Below are 18,291 nucleotides of genomic sequence, written 5' to 3'. Positions count from 1 at the left end.
ATTTGCACCACAGTGAAGTGGTGCACAAGCTTTATGTTTTGAGAGATATTATTTAACCTTCATACCCGGTTGTGCGCCTTCGTGAGGCTGCAATATCCAAAGGTCTTCGCCACCTGGTCCTGCGGCCAACACCATGCCTTCTGACATACCAAAACGCATTTTACGGGGCGCTAAGTTAGCCACCATTACCGTAAGTTTGCCTTCAAGATCTTCTGGCGAATAGGCAGATTTGATCCCCGCAAAAACTTGGCGGGTTTCGCCGCCTAAATCCAATTCTAAACGTAATAATTTATCGGCTTTTTCTACATGTTCTGCTTTAGCAATACGCGCAATACGCAAATCAATTTTTGCAAAATCTTCAAAGCTGATCGTTTCAGCTATTGGATCTTTTGCTAATGGACTATTGGGGTCCAAGGTTACAGTAGGTTCTAAGTTTTCTTTTGAATCTTCAACCATAGCGTTCACTTTATCCATATCGACTCTTTGCATTAGGGCTTTAAATTTGTTGATAGGGTGATCAGTTAATACACTTTGTGAACTTTCCCAGCTTAGTTCGTCGTTTAGGAATGCTTCAGACTGACTCGCCAAAATCGGCACCACAGGTTTTAAATACACCACTAAAATACGGAATAAGTTAATACCTAACGAACATACATCATGAGTAAATTGCTGTTTGCTTTCGTCTTTAATTGTCACCCACGGAGCGTTGCTATCAATAAACTGGTTAGCTTTGTCGGCTAAGGCCATGATTTCACGAATTGCTTTGTGGTACTGACGTTTTTCAAAGGCCTCGGCGATGCTCCCTTGCGCTTGATGAAATTCTGCGACTAGCTCTGGTTCAAGCACATTGCTGGATAACTTTCCGTCAAATCGTTTGGTGATAAAGCTCGCACAGCGGCTGGCTATGTTCACCACTTTACCCACTAAATCAGAATTCACTTTTTGTGCAAAGTCTTCAAAGTTAAGATCAATATCCGAAACAGCATCACTGAGCTTAGAGGCAAAGTAATAACGTAAATATTCAGGGTTAAGGTGATCTAAGTAGGTGCGCCCTTTAATAAAGGTGCCTTTTGATTTAGACATTTTGGCACCGTTAACAGTGACAAAACCATGAACATTAACACCTGTAGGTTTTCTAAATCCTGCGCCCTCAAGCATAGCTGGCCAGAATAAACAGTGAAAATAGGTGATGTCTTTACCAATAAAATGGTAAAGCTCAGCATCGGAGTCTTTGTCCCAATACTCGTCAAAGCTTAAACCTTTGGTTTTATCGCAGAGGTTTTTAAAGCTGGCCATATAACCTACAGGCGCATCTACCCATACATAAAAGAATTTGCCCGGCGCATTCGGAATTTCAAAACCAAAATAAGGAGCATCACGGCTGATATCCCATTGATGCATGCCTTCTTCAAACCATTCTTTCAGTTTGTTAGCAATCTCTGGTTGCACAGCGCCGCTTTGTAACCAGTCTTGCAACATATCTTGAAACTGCGGCAAGTCGAAAAAATAATGCTCTGAATCACGTAATACTGGCTCTGCACCTGATACCACAGAGCGTGGTTTTTTTAATTCAGTTGGGTCATAGGTAGCACTACACACATCACAGCTGTCACCATTCTGATCTTCTGCGCCACATTTTGGACAAGTGCCTTGTACAAAACGGTCCGGTAAAAACATTTCTTTTTCAGGATCGTACAACTGACTAATGATACGTTTACTAATATAACCGGCTTCATCTAAACGGTTATACACCAGCTCGCATAGTTCTTTGTTTTCATCTGAGTGGGTGACATGGTAGTTGTCATATTCCACCCCAAAATCTAATAGATCTTGATGATGTTCATCACGAGTTTGTGCCACCATTTGTTCAGGTGTAATACCTAGTTGTTGTGCTTTAAGCATAACAGGCGTGCCATGGGCATCGTCGGCACAAACGCTATAACAGCTATGGCCGCGCATTCGTTGAAATCTTGTCCAGATATCGGTTTGAATATGCTCCAAAAGATGGCCTAAATGAATAGAGCCATTGGCATAGGGAAGGGCACTGGTAACAAGAATTTTGCGAGTTTTTTGCGGCATGATCACTAATGTTTAACTGAATTGAAAAAAAGGCCGCAAATAGTAGCGAAAATACGCCCTAATTGCATTACGAAATTCAGTTTCTGTTAAACAAATTAAGGCAGCGCTATTTGTGGTAACTCAGAAAACTCCCTTTTATATTGATATCCACCTTTATGGCAACAACTAAAAAACCGACAAGAGTGACAACTAAAGCGCCTGTTAGGTCAGAAGTATCGACAATTAGTCAGACAAACGGCAAAATATATTATTTATACATAGTGCAAATAGCGTAAGCTCTGGGCACAAAAGTCATAAGGCCAATCGGCCTTAATCAAAACCAGTAATAAACGAGCTAATTTTTATGCGATTGTGCGACAAAGACATTTACCAACATCTGTTAGATGGCAAAATAAAAATATCCCCACAGCCAGAATACGAAGAAATAAGTGGTGTCACAGTGGATATTAGACTCGGTAATAAATTCCGAGTATTTGAAGACCATCATGCGCCCTATATAGACCTAAGCGGCCCCAAGGCCGAAGTGCAAGCTGCATTAAATACTGTAATGAGCGATGAAATTATTATTGCCGACGACAAGTCCTTTTTCTTACATCCCGGTGAATTAGCTTTAGCCGTGACACTAGAATCTGTAACCTTACCGGCTAACATAGTGGGTTGGTTAGATGGACGTTCTTCGTTAGCAAGGCTGGGTTTAATGGTGCACGTTACTGCTCACAGAATCGATCCCGGCTGGTCAGGTAATATAGTATTAGAATTTTTCAACAGCGGTAAATTACCACTCGCCCTTAAACCTGGCATGAAGATCGGCGCAATTAGTTTTGAGTTGTTATCAGATTTCGCTGAAAAACCTTACAATTCCAGAGTTGATGCAAAATACAAAGATCAGTCAGGTGCCACAGCTAGTCGTATTAGCGCTGATGACAAATCTTAAGTTGCGCAACTGTAAATGGAAAACTTTAGATCTTAATTTTTTAATAGGAACCACTAGTGCCAGATAATTCGCATTTTTATCAACCCAAGGATGGTCATCAATTACCTCATGACCCTTTTAACGCCATTATTGCCCCGCGACCAATAGGTTGGATATCAACCAAAAGTGCAACAGGGCAGGTTAATCTGGCCCCTTACAGTTTTTTTAACGCCTTTAACTACCATCCCCCCATCATTGGTTTTTCTAGTATTGGCTACAAAGACAGTGTGAAAAATGCAGCTGACACTGGTGAGTTTTGCTGGAATCTTGTTACCCGCTCGCTTGTTGATCTAATGAATCAAACTAGTGCAGCTGTAGATCCGAGTATTGACGAATTTGAACTGGCTGGCCTTGCTAAAGGGCAATCAAAAATAATAGATGTACCCTATGTGGCGCTGAGTCCTGTAGTGATGGAATGTAAAACGTCTCAAGTGATCCAATTACAAACCGCTAAAGGGGATACTTGCCAAACGTGGATGGTATTTGGCGAAGTAGTAGGAGTACACATAGCCAAGTCAGCCATAAAAGAAGGCATTTACGATACAGCTGCGATGCACCCCGTTATGCGCGGTGGCGGACCAGGGGATTATTTCTCTGTTGATGAGCTGCAAAAATTTGAATTGCAGCGGCCAAAGTAGGCTAGAAGTCTTATTAATCGTCTGTTGCTATTAAAAGCAGGAAGTAAAAGATGGGGCTGGAGCCAGTCCCATTAGTGCGGCGGATAAAACATGCTTAAGTCAGGACTTTTGCATCTGTTCTAACACTACCCGGGCTCACTCCTAAAATTCGCTTAAACGCCTTAGAAAATGAAGATTCGTTGTCGTAACCCACAGCTAAGGCCGTTTCTAGAGTTGTATTCTTTTCATCAGCCAACATTCTATAAGCGATAGACATGCGCCACTGGGTCACGTAGTCCATGGGTGTTTGTTTTAACACTGATTTAAACAAGTTACTAAAACCCGCTCGGGATAAAAAAACCATTTCTGCCATTGCATCCACTGTCCAATTTTTGGCAGGGCTGCCATGAATTGCTTGCACAACCGGAGCTAGTTTAGGGTTTAACAAGGCTGCTATTATACCTTTATCTGCAGGCAAACTTTGTCTAAGTACAATGGCTAATAACGCTTCTGCAATTTTATTCATGACCAATTCGGCCCCCGGTTTGCCCGAAAGTGACTCCTGCAATAGCGCAGCGATAAGAAAGGGCAAACTACTATTCGAGCTGTTTAGGGATGTTTTTTTAAGTAGCACTATATTTGGTAAAAACTCGGTTATGTTACTAAACAGCGGATGTTTGTGGGCAAAGTAGCCACATATCAGTCCTGTTCCACCTTCGAGTTTGCCTTCACGAAAATCAAGAGATAGACCAGTATTAACATTTTGACTGAAAGTGTTGTCGTTGCTAATACAGTGCTTTATGTCTCTAGGAAATAGCATCATGTCTCCTTCTTCAAGGTTATGTATTTGAGGATCATCACCCACAGTTAAATAACACTCACCGTGGCTAACTATATGAAAATTCATATAATGCAAACCAGAGGTATCTAAGGCCCAACTTCCGCAGTATTGACCGTTATGAAAAATTTCTGAAGAAACCTTAAAGGTAGAAAATAACTGATTTAACACATCCATATACGATTAGACATAAACCTTATTGCTTGAGATATAGGCAGCTTATCAGATATTGCCTAATATTTGCTGTACCTAAGTAAGGCAACATTTATAAACACGGGAATAAATCATGAAAAAATTATTTAACCTCAAAACATTGTTCGCAGTCGCAGCCATTAGTATGTCTTCATTTTCATTCGCTGGATTTGATACAGAAACAGACAAAAACAGTGTTATTTTGGCAGGCCATGATGCGGTCGCTTATTTTTCTGAAAATAAAGCAGTATTGGGAAGTGCGCAATACACTGCAGTTTACAACGATGCCATATACCGTTTTAGCTCAGCAGAAAATAGAGATGTTTTTGCTGCTACACCTACTAAGTATGCACCCGCATATGGTGGATTTTGTGCCTACGGCGCCACCTTTGGTAAAAAATTCGAGATTGATGGTAAAGCCTTTGAAGTTGTGGATGGGGTGTTATACGTAAACAAAAACCTATCTGTTAAAGAAGCTTGGAGTGAAAGTATTCCTAAACACATTAGTCAAGCCAATGACGAATGGCCTGTGATTGAATTTAAAGACGGCAGCACCTTGTAAGTAAGATTAGGTTAATCTGTTTATGCAGTCTCGTGAAAACGGGGCTTTTATTATTTTTGATTAAATAAGGTGCCAGAAAAGGCAGGAATTTGTCTAACAATTAAGCAAACGCCCATTTAGCAACTATTATCCGTTGCAAACAAAAAAAAATTCCGTAAACTGCCCAGCTTCGGTCGGTGTGTAGCGCAGCTTGGTAGCGCACTTCGCTGGGGGTGAAGGGGTCGTAGGTTCGAATCCTATCACACCGACCAATTAATTCTCTTCTCTAGTATTTTCAATTTTTAGTCATTCCTTGTATCAAACGTATCCTCGACATCGCTAGATTAAAGCAATTTGGTAGCGGCCGTCATTGGCTGGGGGTGAAGGGGTCGTAGGTTCGGGTCCTATCACACCGACCAATTAATTTATTACCCTCTATTTCTAGACTCATCATCTTTAGACTACCGTAATTTGGTAGCGGCTGTCATTGGCTGGGGATGAAGGGGCGTAGGTTCGGATCCTATCACACCGACCAATTAATTTTCTTCTCAGTACTGCTCTAATATTTTTACTTTGTGTTCATTTCTTGTATTCATAATATCCTTGGCAATGCTTATTTAATCGCAAACTCAATACAAACGGTGATTTTTCCGCCAGGCAGATGCATTCATTCCATATGTTCGCTTGAACAATCGGTTGAAATGCCCGGCATCTTGGTAGCCTACCGACCATGAAATTTCTTCCACACTCTTATCACTATGCTTAAGGTACTCTTTGCCTTGCTCAATTCTCAACTGCTGTATGTAGGCGAGTGGTGTTTCTGAGGTGGCATCTTTAAAGCGTCGTTTAAAAGTGCGGGTACTCATATTAGCCTTGCTCGCAAGTTCTTCGATGGTTATAGGTTTCATAAAATGAATTTCTAACCATTGTTGTACTGATAAAATCTTATCGTCTTGGTGGTAGGTTTGATGACCCATGGATGTGAATTCACCTAGATCGCTGCGTCGAAAATCAACTAAAAATGCATGTTCTACTGCCTCTCCTACCTCTGGGCTAGATAGCCGCGAGAGTAAATAAACTATAATCTCCAATGCCGCGTTCATGCCTGCCGAGCAGTATATTTCACCTGCCGCAGTAATAAAGCGATCTGGACGTACATCGATTTTCGGATAGGCTTGCGCAAAATGGGCTTGTTTATGCCAATGAGTGGTACTTATTCTGTCATCTAATAACCCGGCCTCCGCTAAAAAGTAGCCGCCAGTAGCTGCGGCCATAATTGGCTTACCTTGTTTATGCCATTCTCTAAGACGAGGGTATAAGGGACGTTGCTGCACAAGTAAATCATTCATATCTCCCCAAACACTGTGCAGGATAACTAAATCAGTATCTTGAATGTCATCTAAGGAACAATCAGGTGTCACCGCCAAACCGCTAAATGTAGACGTAGGTTTACCATCTAAAGTTACTAACGAAATGTTAATGGGCTCGCCCAATAAACGTTCTTGTAAGGTAGACGCAAACGCAAAAACATCGTGGGTGAGGCCAATACTTAGCCCAAGGGTATTTTCACAAGCGTAGATCGTAACGTGCTTCAACATAAGTCACCTTGTTGTATTTTAGAGGGATTATTTACAAAAATGGCCCGAATAGCCAGTTAATTGTCCTAAGTCACGGTGTTAACATTTTCTTTACACTTTAATATATTGATAGTGATACTAATTCTGGAGATAACAATGCAATTAACGCCTGAGCATGATGCGCTGAGAAAGACAGTTAGAGATTTTGTAAATAAGGAAATGGATCCCTTTATTGATGAGTGGGAGGCTGCTGGTAAGGCTCCTTTACATGCGTTATTCAAAAAGATGGGTGACTTAGGGCTATTAGGTATTCATAAACCAGAAGCCTTTGGTGGTGCTGGATTAGATTATAGCTATAACCTGGTGTTTGCAGAGGAACTTGGGCGGGCTTATGGTGGTTCGTTACCCATGGCAATTGGTGTGCAAACTGATATGGCCACACCAGCCTTGGCGCGCTTCGGTAGCGACGAATTGAAACGTGAGTTTCTAACACCTGCTATTGCTGGAGACATGGTTGCCTGTATTGGTGTTAGTGAGCCGGGCGCAGGCTCTGATGTGGCAGGTTTAAAAACCACGGCAAAAAGTGACGGCGATGATTATCTTATAAACGGCACTAAAATGTGGATCACCAATGCTACCCAAGGTGATTGGGTTTGTTTGTTGGCCAATACCAGTGAGGGTAATGTGCATGCTAATAAGTCACTCATTATTGTGCCATTAGATACGCCTGGTATTGAGGTATCTAAACCGTTGAACAAACTGGGCATGCGAGCCAGTGATACAGGTCAAATTTTCTTCGATAATGTGCGTGTGCCCAAACGATATCGCGTTGGCGAAGAAAATCGTGGTTTTACCATGCAGATGATGCAATTCCAAGAAGAGCGGATGTATGCAGCCGCTTGTGCTCTGCAGGGTATGGAGAGGGTCATTCAAGACACCATCGCTTGGTGTCGCGAACGTCACACTTTTGGTCAGCCAGTGTTAGATAACCAAGTAGTACATTTTCGCCTTGCTGAGTTACAAACCGAAGTAGAGGCCCTTCGCGCGCTAACATGGAAGGCATGTCATCAACATGTGAGTGGCGAAGATGCAACTTATCTAGCGTCTATGGCTAAACTCAAATCCGGGCGACTTTGGCGGGAAGTCACTGACGCGTGTATGCAGTACTGGGGTGGTATGGGATTCATGTGGGATAACTCTGTTTCCAGAGCCTATCGTGATACCAGGATTTTATCGATTGCCGGTGGCAGTGACGAAATGATGTTGGGCATTATAGCCAAGCATATGGACATATTTCCAAAGCGTAGATAACTACAACTGATCTGGGTAACTTGACGTGTCATGTTTATCCAATGTGAACCTAAATAGCAGTGTAAAGGGCAATCTAAATGGCTATTCCAGCATTATTTAAAAACAAGTTAAGTTTACCGGTCATTTGCGCCCCTATGTTTTTAGTGTCGACTCCAACTTTGGTGATCAGTGCTTGTAAAAATGGCATTGTGGGTTCGTTTCCCACCTTTAATGCTCGCACTCAAGACGTACTCGACAGCTGGATCACGGAAATTTCCACAGAATTAGAGACATTTGCGAAGTTAAACCCCGATAAGCCAACGGCACCCTTTGCGGTTAATCTTGTTGTTCATCCGTCTAATACTCGTTTGCACAATGACCGCGCTGTTGTGAAGAAACATCAAGTACTCTTTGTGATCACCAGTCAAGGTAATCCAGCCGAAGTGGTTGAAGAAGTTCACCAGTGGGGCGGCATTGTGTTTCATGACGTCATTCGGGCCGAACATGCAAAAAAAGCCATCGAGGCAGGTGTTGACGGCATCATTATTGTTACCGCAGGTGCCGGCGGACATGCCGGTGAGATTAATCCCTTTGCCTTGGTCAGGGAGATACGCGAGTTTTGGGATGGGCCGTTAGCTTTAGCCGGTGCTATTAACGATGGCTACGGCGTGCGCGCTGCTGAAATTTTAGGGGCTGATTTTAGCTATATGGGTACAAGATTTATTGCTACCGAAGAAGCAGAAGTGGAAGCTGATTATAAATCAATGTTGGTGACCTCTGAAATCAAAGATCTAGTCTATACCGACACATTTACAGGTGTGAAATGTAATTTTCTCAAACCGTCAATCGCCCGTGCTGGGGTTGATTTAAAAAGCTATCAAGCCAAAACACTTGTTGATCTTGACCTAGGAGAAAGCAATGCATGGAAAGATTTTTGGAGTGCAGGGCATGGTGTGTCCGGTATCAAAGATGTATTGCCTATGACTGAGTTGGTTCAACAACTAAAAAACCAATATCAAGAGGCTGTCCACAAGCCAGCCTTTAGCAATAACGGTTCATGAATTGCGTAAAAACGGTAGCAATTAAGCTCCTTCATTAACAACAAATACGGGTTGAAAACATGGCAATCATCCATTCCAAGCTTGATACACAATCAACACAATACAAGCAAAATGCCACCGTAATGCTCGACGCGGTAGAAGAGGTGCGTGGCATCGAAAAGCGTGTCATTCACATGGCACAAGAAAAAGCACCGCGATACATCAAGCGTGGTTTAATTCCGCCTAGAGAGCGCTTGAACCTTTTATTAGATCCCGGCGCGCCATTTCTTGAGTTGTCGACATTGTGTGGCTACATGCAAGAAGGCGATACCGACGGCTCAGCCGCTGGTGGTGGTGTCATTGTTGGTATTGGTTATGTTTCCGGTACCTGCTGCATGATATTGGTAGATGACTATCTTACCAAAGGCGGCAGTATCACCCAGCTTGGCAGTTTTAAACGTCAGCGAATGTACAATATTGCATTGCAAAATAAGTTACCCGTTTTAGCCCTCGCGCAAAGTGGTGGCGGCGATTTAACCTCCTTGGGTGATTGGTTTGGTTTTTCTGGTGCAGGTTTTGCCTTGCAGGCAAAGTTGTCTGCTGCCGGTATTCCACAAATTACCGTGGTGCATGGAAGTGCAACAGCCGGAGGGGCCTATCAACCAGGTCTGTCAGATTATGTAGTGATGATCCGAAAGCAATCAACTGTGTATCTAGCGGGTCCGCCCTTGCTGAAAGCTGCTACCGGTGAAATTGCCACAGACGAAGATATTGGCGGTGCAGAAATGCACAGTTCAGTGTCAGGTGTGGCAGATTATCAAGCTGAAAATGACGCCGATGGTATTCGGGTTGCCCGCGAAATTGTGCGTAGTTTAGGTTGGAATAAAAACATCATCTCGCCTGCTAAAAAAGCATATAAGGCACCTATGTATGATCCTGACGAAATGCTCGGCATCGTACCTAAAGATGCAAAAACACCCTACGATGTGCGCGAAGTTATAGCCAGAATTGCCGACGATTCTAATTTCCTAGATTTTAAAGCCGACTATGACATAGGTACGGTTTGTGGCCATCTAGAAGTGTGCGGTATGCCTTGTGGTGTGATTGGAAATAATGGACCTATTACCGCTCAAGGGGCTGCTAAAGCCGCTCAATTTATACAATTGTGTCAACAATCTGGTTCTCCTATCGTATTTCTGCACAACACAACAGGCTTTCTGGTGGGAACCGAATCTGAGCGTGCGGGTATCATTAAACATGGCGCAAAACTTATTCAAGCGGTCACCAATACCAGCGTCCCAAAAATAAGTATTGTTTTAGGGGGCTCTTTTGGTGCCGGCAATTATGCCATGGCGGGGCGGGGCATCGATCCCCGCTTTATGTTTGCCTGGCCACGTTCGGTTGTGTCAGTTATGGGGCCAGCTCAAGCGGGCAGTGTGTTAAGAACCGTGGCTAAAGCCAAAATGGCCAGAAGTGGCAATATTGATGAAGACAGGCTCGATGCATTAGAAAAAGGCACAGTCGATGTTATTGAAGCTAAATCTCGTGCTTTAGCTAATTCTGCCCGTTTGTGGGATGACGGGATGATAGACCCCCGCGATACCCGAAAAATTTTGGCGTATACCTTGGGGATTTGCCGAGAGGGTGATAAGCGTACGGTAAATTCCAGCACTTTCGGGGTGGCTCGCTTCTAATAATTGATTTTACTCTAAGCCTCTACGCTTGAGTATTTTCTACGAGATTTGCTTTAGATGTAACTTAAAGAGATAAAGAAATATGTTGATTTCAAAACAGCAAGAGTACCAAGAGATAGTGGTGACCTCTGATAAGGGCGTGTTAACTATCACCTTAAACCGTCCCCATAAAAAGAATGCCATGAATTTAGCCTTGGTGAACGAAGTGACAAGTGTTTTTACAAGCATTGCCGATGACAACCAAATTCGAGCAGTAATTATTCGCGGCAGTGACGGAAATTTTTGCGCTGGAGGCGATATTTCTGACATGCATAAAGATGCGGCAAATGAAGAACAACGGCACAAAACAGTGTGGGAATTCAATCGAAGTTTTGGACGTATGATTACCCTAGTGAACCATGCACCGCAAGTAGTTGTTACTGTACTTGAAGGTGCGGTACTTGGAGGCGGATTTGGTTTGGCGTGCATTTCTGATGTGGCTATTGCGGATAAAAATGCTCTTTTTTCAATGCCTGAAACTGGTTTGGGTGTTATTCCCGCACAAATCGCCCCTTTTGTTGTTGCTCGCATAGGGTTAACCCATGCCCGTCGTTTGGCGCTTTTAGGTGAACGAATTAATGGTGAAGAAGCAAAGGCATTAGGTATTGTTCATTTTGTCAGTCTTACACCAGAAGCAATGCAAGCACAGCTAGATAAGGTCATTAAACATATTAGACGCTGTGCGCCTAAAGCTAATGCCGCTACAAAAGCGTTGATGTTGAAGGTAGGTCAGATTGATCTCGAATCACTGTTAGATGAGGCCGCAGATACCTTTACCCAATCATTGACCAACGAAGAAGGTAAAGAAGGTACACAAGCCTTTTTGCAAAAAAGAAAACCCAATTGGTGTGAGTGATTGATGTCATATATTACTTTCAACAGCCCAGTGATTTTGAGTGGGTCAATAACGAGTGAATCAATAACGAGTCGATGATGAAAACACTGAATAAAATACTGATTGCGAACCGTGGTGAAATTGCCGTAAGGGTGATCCAAACAGCTAGACGATTGGGTTATCGAACAGTAGCGATATATAGCCAAGCCGATAGTCAGGCTCGCCATGTGCTTGAAGCAGACCAAGCGGTGTGTGTTGGGGCGGCTAGTGTCGGGGATTCCTACCTAGTTGCAGAAAAAATTATTGCTGCGGCAATAAAAACTGGCGCCGATGCGATCCATCCAGGCTATGGCTTTTTGTCAGAAAATGCCTCATTTTCCCGTGCTTGCGAAGAAGCCTGTATTACCTTTATTGGCCCAAATGCTGATGCCATTGAGCTTATGGGGAGTAAGAGGCTATCCAAAGTGGCCATGTTAGCCGCGGGTGTTCCCTGTATTCCAGGTTACCAGGGAGAGGACCAAAGTGATCAGGTACTTATCGAACAAGCACAGCAGATTGGCTTTCCCCTTATGGTCAAAGCATCGGCCGGTGGCGGTGGACGAGGTATGCGGCTGGTTTGGAATGAATCAGAGCTGGCCGGTCATATTAAAACCGCGCGCTCTGAAGCACAAAACGCCTTTGGAAGTGGTGAGTTAATTTTAGAACGGGCAGTAATAGAACCCCGTCATATCGAGATCCAAGTGTTTGCTGACGCCTTTGGAAACACCGTACACCTAGGCGAACGAGATTGCTCTATACAACGCCGACATCAAAAGGTGGTGGAAGAGGCGCCATCGCCTTTTGTGGATGATGAATTGCGGCAACGTATGGGCAATGCTGCGGTTGAAGCCGCGAAGGCCTGTCATTACAAAGGTGCAGGTACGGTCGAGTTTTTAGTTGATAAAGATAAGAACTTTTATTTCCTAGAAATGAATACACGTTTACAAGTTGAACACCCTGTGACCGAATTGGTGATTGGGCAAGACCTTGTGGCATGGCAATTATTAGTGGCAGCAGGTGAACCTCTGCCATTAAAGCAAGAAGAGGTTGTCATAACTGGACATGCGATAGAAGTACGTCTTTATGCCGAAGATCCGCGTAATGCCTTTATGCCCCAGACCGGTGAAGTTTTATTGTGGCAAACAACCGAGCACCGCCAAGGTATTCGAATTGATCACGGGATCAACACCGGAGACGTGGTGAGCCCTCATTATGACCCAATGTTAGCAAAAATTATTGCATACGCAGACAACCGTTTGAACGCAGCGCGGTGCCTTGCCAGCGCTACTCAAGACACCCAACTGTTAGGTGTTAATACCAATAAACTATTTCTACAAAATGTGTTGAGGCACCCAGTTTTTTTAGCGGGTGAGGCAACTACCGCTTTTATCGAACAACATTTCGGTGATGACGACAGTGTGTGCCGTGATACTGCCACAGTAAGCACATTAGCCCGTGCCGCCGTACTTTATTATCAGCACGAACTGGCAGGGGGATCTACGTGGCGTAGTGCTGCGGGAGAGGCCTATAACTTTAAGCTAGATTTTAATAGCCAGACTTACGACATACATCTTACAAAGCAAGAAAACCACTATTGGGTGTCTACAGATAGCGGCGCAACCGAATTAGACGTCATTTCCCATCTTGAAAATCAATGTGTGGTTATTGAACAGGGCATACGTGAACCTTGTCACTATGTATTACAACAAAATGTACTGTTTCTAGATGATGGTACTGGACACTATAGATTTGAGAATATCACCCACAAACCCGCTGTGGTAAATGGCACCGAAGGTAGCGGTGACGTTAAGGCTGTTATGGACGGCGTGATTGTCGATGTGTTGGTGCAGGATAATGACGAAGTTGAGGTGGGGCAAATTTTAGTGGTAATGGAAGCCATGAAGATGGAGCACCAAATGAAAGCGGCGGTAAAGGGACGAGTGGAATTTGTTGGCGTGGCAATAGGCCAGCAAGTTAAATCCAAACAACTACTGGTCACTATCGCATCTGATCAAGTGGAAGATTTAAAAAAATAACGAAGGTTTTTATGACAGATAAAACAGTAAGAATTGGCGGAGCCTCGGCATTTTACGGCGACAGTCAACTATCAGCTCGACAATTAGTTGATGGCGGTGAGATTGATTACCTTATTTTTGATTATTTAGCTGAAGTGACCATGGCAATATTGTCACAGGCTCGAGCAAGAAACGATAACTATGGCTACGCTGTTGATTTTGTCACTGTCGCTATGAAGGATGTTTTACAAGACTGCGCTAAAAAAGGTATCAAAGTGATTGCCAATGCTGGTGGCATGAATGTGCCTAGTTGTATTGCGGCACTTAAACAACTTTGTAGTGAATTAGATATAAACCTAAATATTGCGGGTGTTTATGGCGACGATTTATCTGCTAGGCGCAGTGAGTTATCCGATTGCGATTTATCAGAAACTCAGACCAAACAGCCCTTGCCTAAACGCCTTGCCAGTATCAATGCCTATTTAGGTGCACAGCCCATTGCTGACGCCTTAGCCGCTGGTGCGGATATAGTTGTTACAGGTCGCATCGTGGATAGTGCGCTGACTATCGCGCCATTAATACATGAGTTTTCTTGGAGCCAAAATGACTATGACAAGTTAGCCCAAGGTGCGCTGGCGGGTCATGTACTGGAATGTGGTGCACAGTGCACAGGAGGCAACTTTACAGATTGGCATTTAGTCCCAGATTTTTCAAATATGAGTTACCCCATTGCAGAAGTAAGCAGTAACGGTGATTTTGATATTTGTATTCCACCAAATACTGGCGGCATGGTAAGTACCGCGACTGTAGGCGAGCAAGTTTTATATGAAATTGGTGATCCGGCTAATTATCTATTGCCCGACGTTGCCTGCGACTTTAGTAATATTGAGCTCAAACAAGTGGCGAAAAATCGCGTACGTGTTTCTGGAGCCAAAGGGCGAGCCCCGGGCAATCAATATAAAGTCTGTGCCACTTATGTGGATGGCTACAAACTAATGAGCTCTTTCTTTATGGGGGGAGAGCGTTGTGTTGAAAAAGGCCAAGCTAACGTCGATGCACTCATAAAACGCACTGAACGAGCGTTTGCCGAAAAAGGCTGGCCTAGTTATCGCGATACTAATTTAGAAATCATTGGTTCAGAGGCGACTTACGGGCCACATGCAAAAGCCCAAAATACTCGCGAAGTGATGGTTAAATTTGGCTTGCATCACGACTCTAAAGAAGCATTACAATTTACTTCCCAAGAAATTGCTTACCTTGCCACATCTGCCGCTCCCGGCATGTGCGGTTTTGGTGCTGGTCGCCCCAAACCACAACCATTAATACGTGTTCATTCGGCATTGATAGACAAGTCCTTAGTGCCTGTAATTGTGCAGCTAAACAATGATCCAATTATTGAAAAGTGTTATTTGAGCCCTGAACACTCAGAACGAGCTTTGGCAAGTTCGTACTCCGCGCAGCGTACAAAAAATGACAGGTTAACGGAAGATGAAATGGCAACCGTGCCCTTATCAAAACTGGTGTACGCACGTAGTGGTGACAAAGGTAATAATGTGAACATTGGCATTATTTCACGTGAGGCCAAATTTTTACCGGTTCTTTACCATCAGGTAACAGCAAAAGCGGTGCAAGACTATTTCTCTCATCAGGTTGAAGGTGAGGTAGAGCGTTTTAATGTGCCTGGAATTGATGGTTTTAACTTCCTGATGACCGAAGCGTTAGGCGGAGGCGGAACGGCATCTCTCAGAATAGATTCTCAAGGAAAAGCAGCGGCGCAGATGTTGTTATCGATGCAAGTTAACGTACCCAAAAGTTGGGGTGTATGACGCCATTTCCCTATGATCCGAGCTGTATTATGTTGGTCAGTTTAGACAAAAAATCACGTTCATTTTGAAAGGAGGTACAACTATGGGTTATCAATCTAGCCTTGCGGCGAAAAGCTTCAGTGGCAAAACTATCGTCATTACTGGTGGAGGCAGCGGCATTGGGCGCTGCACCGCTCACGAATTAGCATCTCTTGGTGCCACAGTGTTGTTGTTAGGACGGACAGTTGAAAAACTTCGTAAAACGGCACAAGAAATAACCGATGATGGTGGTGAAGCACAATACTACGGGATAGACATCCGCGACGAAGAAAAAGTGACTGAAACCATTGGACAAATTCTTGAAAAAAACACTCGTATTCACGGTCTTGTTAATGTGGCAGGAGGTCAGTTTCGTGCACCTCTAGAAGCCATTAGTAAGAAAGGTTTTGAAACGGTTGTGCAAACCAATTTAGTTGGCGGCTTTTTAATGGCCAGAGAAATGTTTAAACAACATTTCAAAACCCATGGCGGCAGTATTGTCAACATTACCGCTGACAACAAAAATGGCATGCCCGGTATGGGGCACTCTGGTGCTGCTCGAGCGGGTGTCGAAAACCTGACCAAAACGGCTGCATGGGAATGGGGGCGGCATGGTGTGCGGGTTAATACCGTTGCTCCAGGTTGGGTGGCATCTTCAGGGCTTGATACCTATCCAGATGAAATGAAAGTGGCTTTGCGCAATCTGAAATATGCTGTGCCATTAGGCCGTATTGCCTGTGAGGCAGAAATATCCTCTGTTATATGTTTTTTAATGAGCGATGGTGCAAATTTTATTAGCGGACAATCTATTTGGGTAGATGGTGGCTCAAACATGGGCTCGGCCCCTGCGCTATTCCCTTTAACCAATCAGAAGCCAAGTAATAGTGACACATGGGACGGTTTCCACCGTTCTGAATTACCCGAGGTATTGCGTTAAAAAAACAACATTAAAGTTGCCAGTAGACATTCTATGAGTGATGTTGTTGAGTTCGACTTAGCACGGCAATTACCTATAAAAACTATATAAAACGGTATGTTATCGCCTAAGGATCTGAAGATGAGAGATAAAGCGCTGGAAAAAAATCTGATTGAACGTGTCGCAATGGGAGACTTATTGAGGCGACGCAGCCGAGACAGTGCTGGTAAAACCGCACTAGTCGACTTTCCTAAAGGAGGGCGCCGCGAGACAACCTATGGCGAGTTAAATAACCGCGTTAACCAGCTCGCGTACGGTCTTACCTCAAAGGGCCTAAAACAAGGCGATAAACTTTCTTTAATTTCGACTAACCAACGAGATATGGTGGTGGTTTATTTTGCATGCTACAAGCTTGGCGTGATCGTAGTTCCCATTAATTTTATGCAAAATATCGATGACATTCGTTATAACTTTGAGCACAGCGAGTCTGTGGCCATCGTATATGAAGATATATTTAACGACATTGTTTTATCGCTTTGTAGCAATAGCGATAACATCATGCTCACTGCGCAAATAGGCAAAGAAAAAGGCCAAGCCAACTATGCACTAGATGAATTAATTGTGCATCAAAACACAACTGAGGTTGAAGATCGTATTATTGTCGATCGTGATACCGCTCATATGATTTATACGTCGGGTACAACCTCAAGGCCGAAGGCTGTGGAATCTTCCCACTTAACCTTGATGATGTCCGCACTGGCTGGTGTTATCGAATTGGATATCAATAAACAAAGTCGCATGATGGTAGTGTTACCGCTGTTTCACTGTGCAGCCTTATCTATTTTACACCCAACCCTATTACGAGGTGGCTGTGCTGTATTACATGCCGCATTCGAACCTAGCTTAATTATTAACAGTATTGAACAAGAACAAATTGAAACCGCGGTATTACTTCCTATGATGTGGAATGCTTTATTGGCTACCCCTGATATCGAAAAACGTGATTTCAGAAAGTTTAAAACGGGCGTTTACGCCATGGCTGCGATGAATCGCCAAAGTTTAGATAAAGTACGCCAGGCCTTTGGCTGTGTTATGCATTTAGGCAGTGGGCAAACAGAATTTGCCCCATTGGCCTGCATGTATCGCGATAATACCCTGACTGAATTTGCTGAAGGTAATTACTGGGGAGTCCCTGTTTGTACTGCGGAACAAGCTATTCTGGACGAATTTGGCAATGAACTTCCGAATGGAGAAGTCGGTGAAATAGTTTGGCGAGGGCCGCAAGTGATGAGTGGCTATTATAAAAATCCTGAGGCTTCCGATGAAGCCGTTCGATTTGGTTGGCACCATACTGGTGATCTAGGTTTAATTGATAACCAAGGGCAATTACTGTTTATTGATCGCATAAAAGATACCATTAAGTCCGGTGGCGAAAATGTATCATCCCAGAAAGTTGAGCAGATCTTAGAATCCCTCGAGGGCGTAGAGCGAGCAGCGGCATTTGGTATAAGCCATCCTCACTGGGGCGAAGCTGTTTGTGTATGTATGATAATCCAATCGGGGGCTGAAATGGATAAGGCAGAAATAGAATTGCACTGCAAAGCTCACCTAGGCAAGTTCGAAGTGCCTAAGGCTATTTTTTTCTGTGATTCACTGCCGGTGACGGGAACGGGGAAAGTACGCAAAGTAGAATTACGGGATCAATATCGCGATATATTTGCAAAAGAGGAAAGTTAGATATATCCCGAAGAAGCCGGTTGGG

At 43.7% G+C, this 18,291-nt stretch carries 14 protein-coding genes and 1 tRNA gene; 12 read left to right on the top strand and 3 right to left on the bottom strand.

The features are described 5' to 3' along the window. Positions 1-48: 48 nt before the first annotated feature. Complete coding sequence (gene metG / locus GARC_RS06595; RefSeq protein ID WP_007618074.1) at positions 49-2,079, bottom strand: methionine--tRNA ligase; 2,031 nt, start codon at positions 2,077-2,079, stop codon at positions 49-51. A 343-nt stretch (positions 2,080-2,422) separates the two neighbouring features. On the opposite strand from metG, the gene dcd reads away from it, so the two are divergent. Next, positions 2,423-3,013: a dCTP deaminase gene (gene dcd, locus GARC_RS06590; protein ID WP_007618072.1), complete on the top strand. Its 591-nt coding sequence runs from the start codon at positions 2,423-2,425 to the stop codon at positions 3,011-3,013. A 56-nt stretch (positions 3,014-3,069) separates the two neighbouring features. After that, positions 3,070-3,690 (top strand): flavin reductase family protein, encoded by a 621-nt coding sequence (locus GARC_RS06585; protein WP_007618070.1) that lies wholly within the window; start codon positions 3,070-3,072, stop codon positions 3,688-3,690. A 94-nt stretch (positions 3,691-3,784) separates the two neighbouring features. Here the strand turns inward: GARC_RS06585 and GARC_RS06580 are convergent, their stop codons facing one another. Next, positions 3,785-4,684 carry an AraC family transcriptional regulator gene (locus tag GARC_RS06580; protein WP_007618068.1) on the bottom strand — a complete coding sequence of 300 codons (900 nt, stop codon included), beginning with the start codon at positions 4,682-4,684 and terminating at the stop codon, positions 3,785-3,787. A 109-nt stretch (positions 4,685-4,793) separates the two neighbouring features. On the opposite strand from GARC_RS06580, the gene GARC_RS06575 reads away from it, so the two are divergent. After that, a complete protein-coding gene (locus tag GARC_RS06575; RefSeq protein ID WP_007618067.1) occupies positions 4,794-5,261 on the top strand; it encodes a YHS domain-containing (seleno)protein in 468 nt (155 codons plus the stop codon). Positions 5,262-5,435: 174 nt separating this feature from the next. Then, positions 5,436-5,512 (top strand) — tRNA-Pro (locus GARC_RS06570). Between the two features lie 357 nt (positions 5,513-5,869). On the opposite strand, the gene GARC_RS06565 is transcribed toward GARC_RS06570, so the two are convergent. Further along, the gene (locus tag GARC_RS06565; RefSeq protein WP_007618066.1) at positions 5,870-6,838 is read right to left on the bottom strand and encodes a GlxA family transcriptional regulator; all 969 of its coding nucleotides are present in this window, start codon (positions 6,836-6,838) and stop codon (positions 5,870-5,872) included. A gap of 135 nt (positions 6,839-6,973) precedes the next feature. Here GARC_RS06565 and GARC_RS06560 point away from each other — a divergent pair, with 135 nt between their 5' ends. The 8 genes from GARC_RS06560 to GARC_RS06525 all read left to right on the top strand — a co-directional run bounded on the left by GARC_RS06560 (position 6,974) and on the right by GARC_RS06525 (position 18,266). Then, a complete protein-coding gene (locus tag GARC_RS06560; protein ID WP_007618065.1) occupies positions 6,974-8,128 on the top strand; it encodes an acyl-CoA dehydrogenase family protein in 1,155 nt (384 codons plus the stop codon). A 77-nt stretch (positions 8,129-8,205) separates the two neighbouring features. Next, the gene (locus GARC_RS06555) at positions 8,206-9,168 is read left to right on the top strand and encodes an NAD(P)H-dependent flavin oxidoreductase (RefSeq protein WP_007618063.1); all 963 of its coding nucleotides are present in this window, start codon (positions 8,206-8,208) and stop codon (positions 9,166-9,168) included. 59 nt (positions 9,169-9,227) lie between these two features. Beyond that, on the top strand, positions 9,228-10,841 hold the full coding sequence (locus GARC_RS06550; RefSeq protein ID WP_007618061.1) for an acyl-CoA carboxylase subunit beta: 1,614 nt from the start codon (positions 9,228-9,230) through the stop codon (positions 10,839-10,841). Between the two features lie 82 nt (positions 10,842-10,923). After that, positions 10,924-11,736, top strand: a complete 813-nt coding sequence (locus tag GARC_RS06545) for an enoyl-CoA hydratase/isomerase family protein (RefSeq protein WP_007618058.1) — start codon at positions 10,924-10,926, stop codon at positions 11,734-11,736. A 74-nt stretch (positions 11,737-11,810) separates the two neighbouring features. Further along, positions 11,811-13,790 (top strand): acetyl/propionyl/methylcrotonyl-CoA carboxylase subunit alpha, encoded by a 1,980-nt coding sequence (locus GARC_RS06540; RefSeq protein WP_007618056.1) that lies wholly within the window; start codon positions 11,811-11,813, stop codon positions 13,788-13,790. An 11-nt stretch (positions 13,791-13,801) separates the two neighbouring features. Next, a complete protein-coding gene (locus tag GARC_RS06535; RefSeq protein WP_007618055.1) occupies positions 13,802-15,595 on the top strand; it encodes an acyclic terpene utilization AtuA family protein in 1,794 nt (597 codons plus the stop codon). 82 nt (positions 15,596-15,677) lie between these two features. Beyond that, positions 15,678-16,550 carry an SDR family oxidoreductase gene (locus tag GARC_RS06530; RefSeq protein WP_007618054.1) on the top strand — a complete coding sequence of 291 codons (873 nt, stop codon included), beginning with the start codon at positions 15,678-15,680 and terminating at the stop codon, positions 16,548-16,550. A gap of 120 nt (positions 16,551-16,670) precedes the next feature. Next, positions 16,671-18,266 carry a class I adenylate-forming enzyme family protein gene (locus GARC_RS06525; RefSeq protein WP_007618053.1) on the top strand — a complete coding sequence of 532 codons (1,596 nt, stop codon included), beginning with the start codon at positions 16,671-16,673 and terminating at the stop codon, positions 18,264-18,266. Positions 18,267-18,291 lie beyond the last annotated feature (25 nt).

The sequence above is a fragment of the Paraglaciecola arctica BSs20135 genome, assembly GCF_000314995.1.
Taxonomy (GTDB): domain Bacteria; phylum Pseudomonadota; class Gammaproteobacteria; order Enterobacterales; family Alteromonadaceae; genus Paraglaciecola; species Paraglaciecola arctica.
The sequence above is the reverse complement of the archived record's forward strand: the minus strand, read 5'-3'. Positions and strand labels throughout refer to the sequence as shown.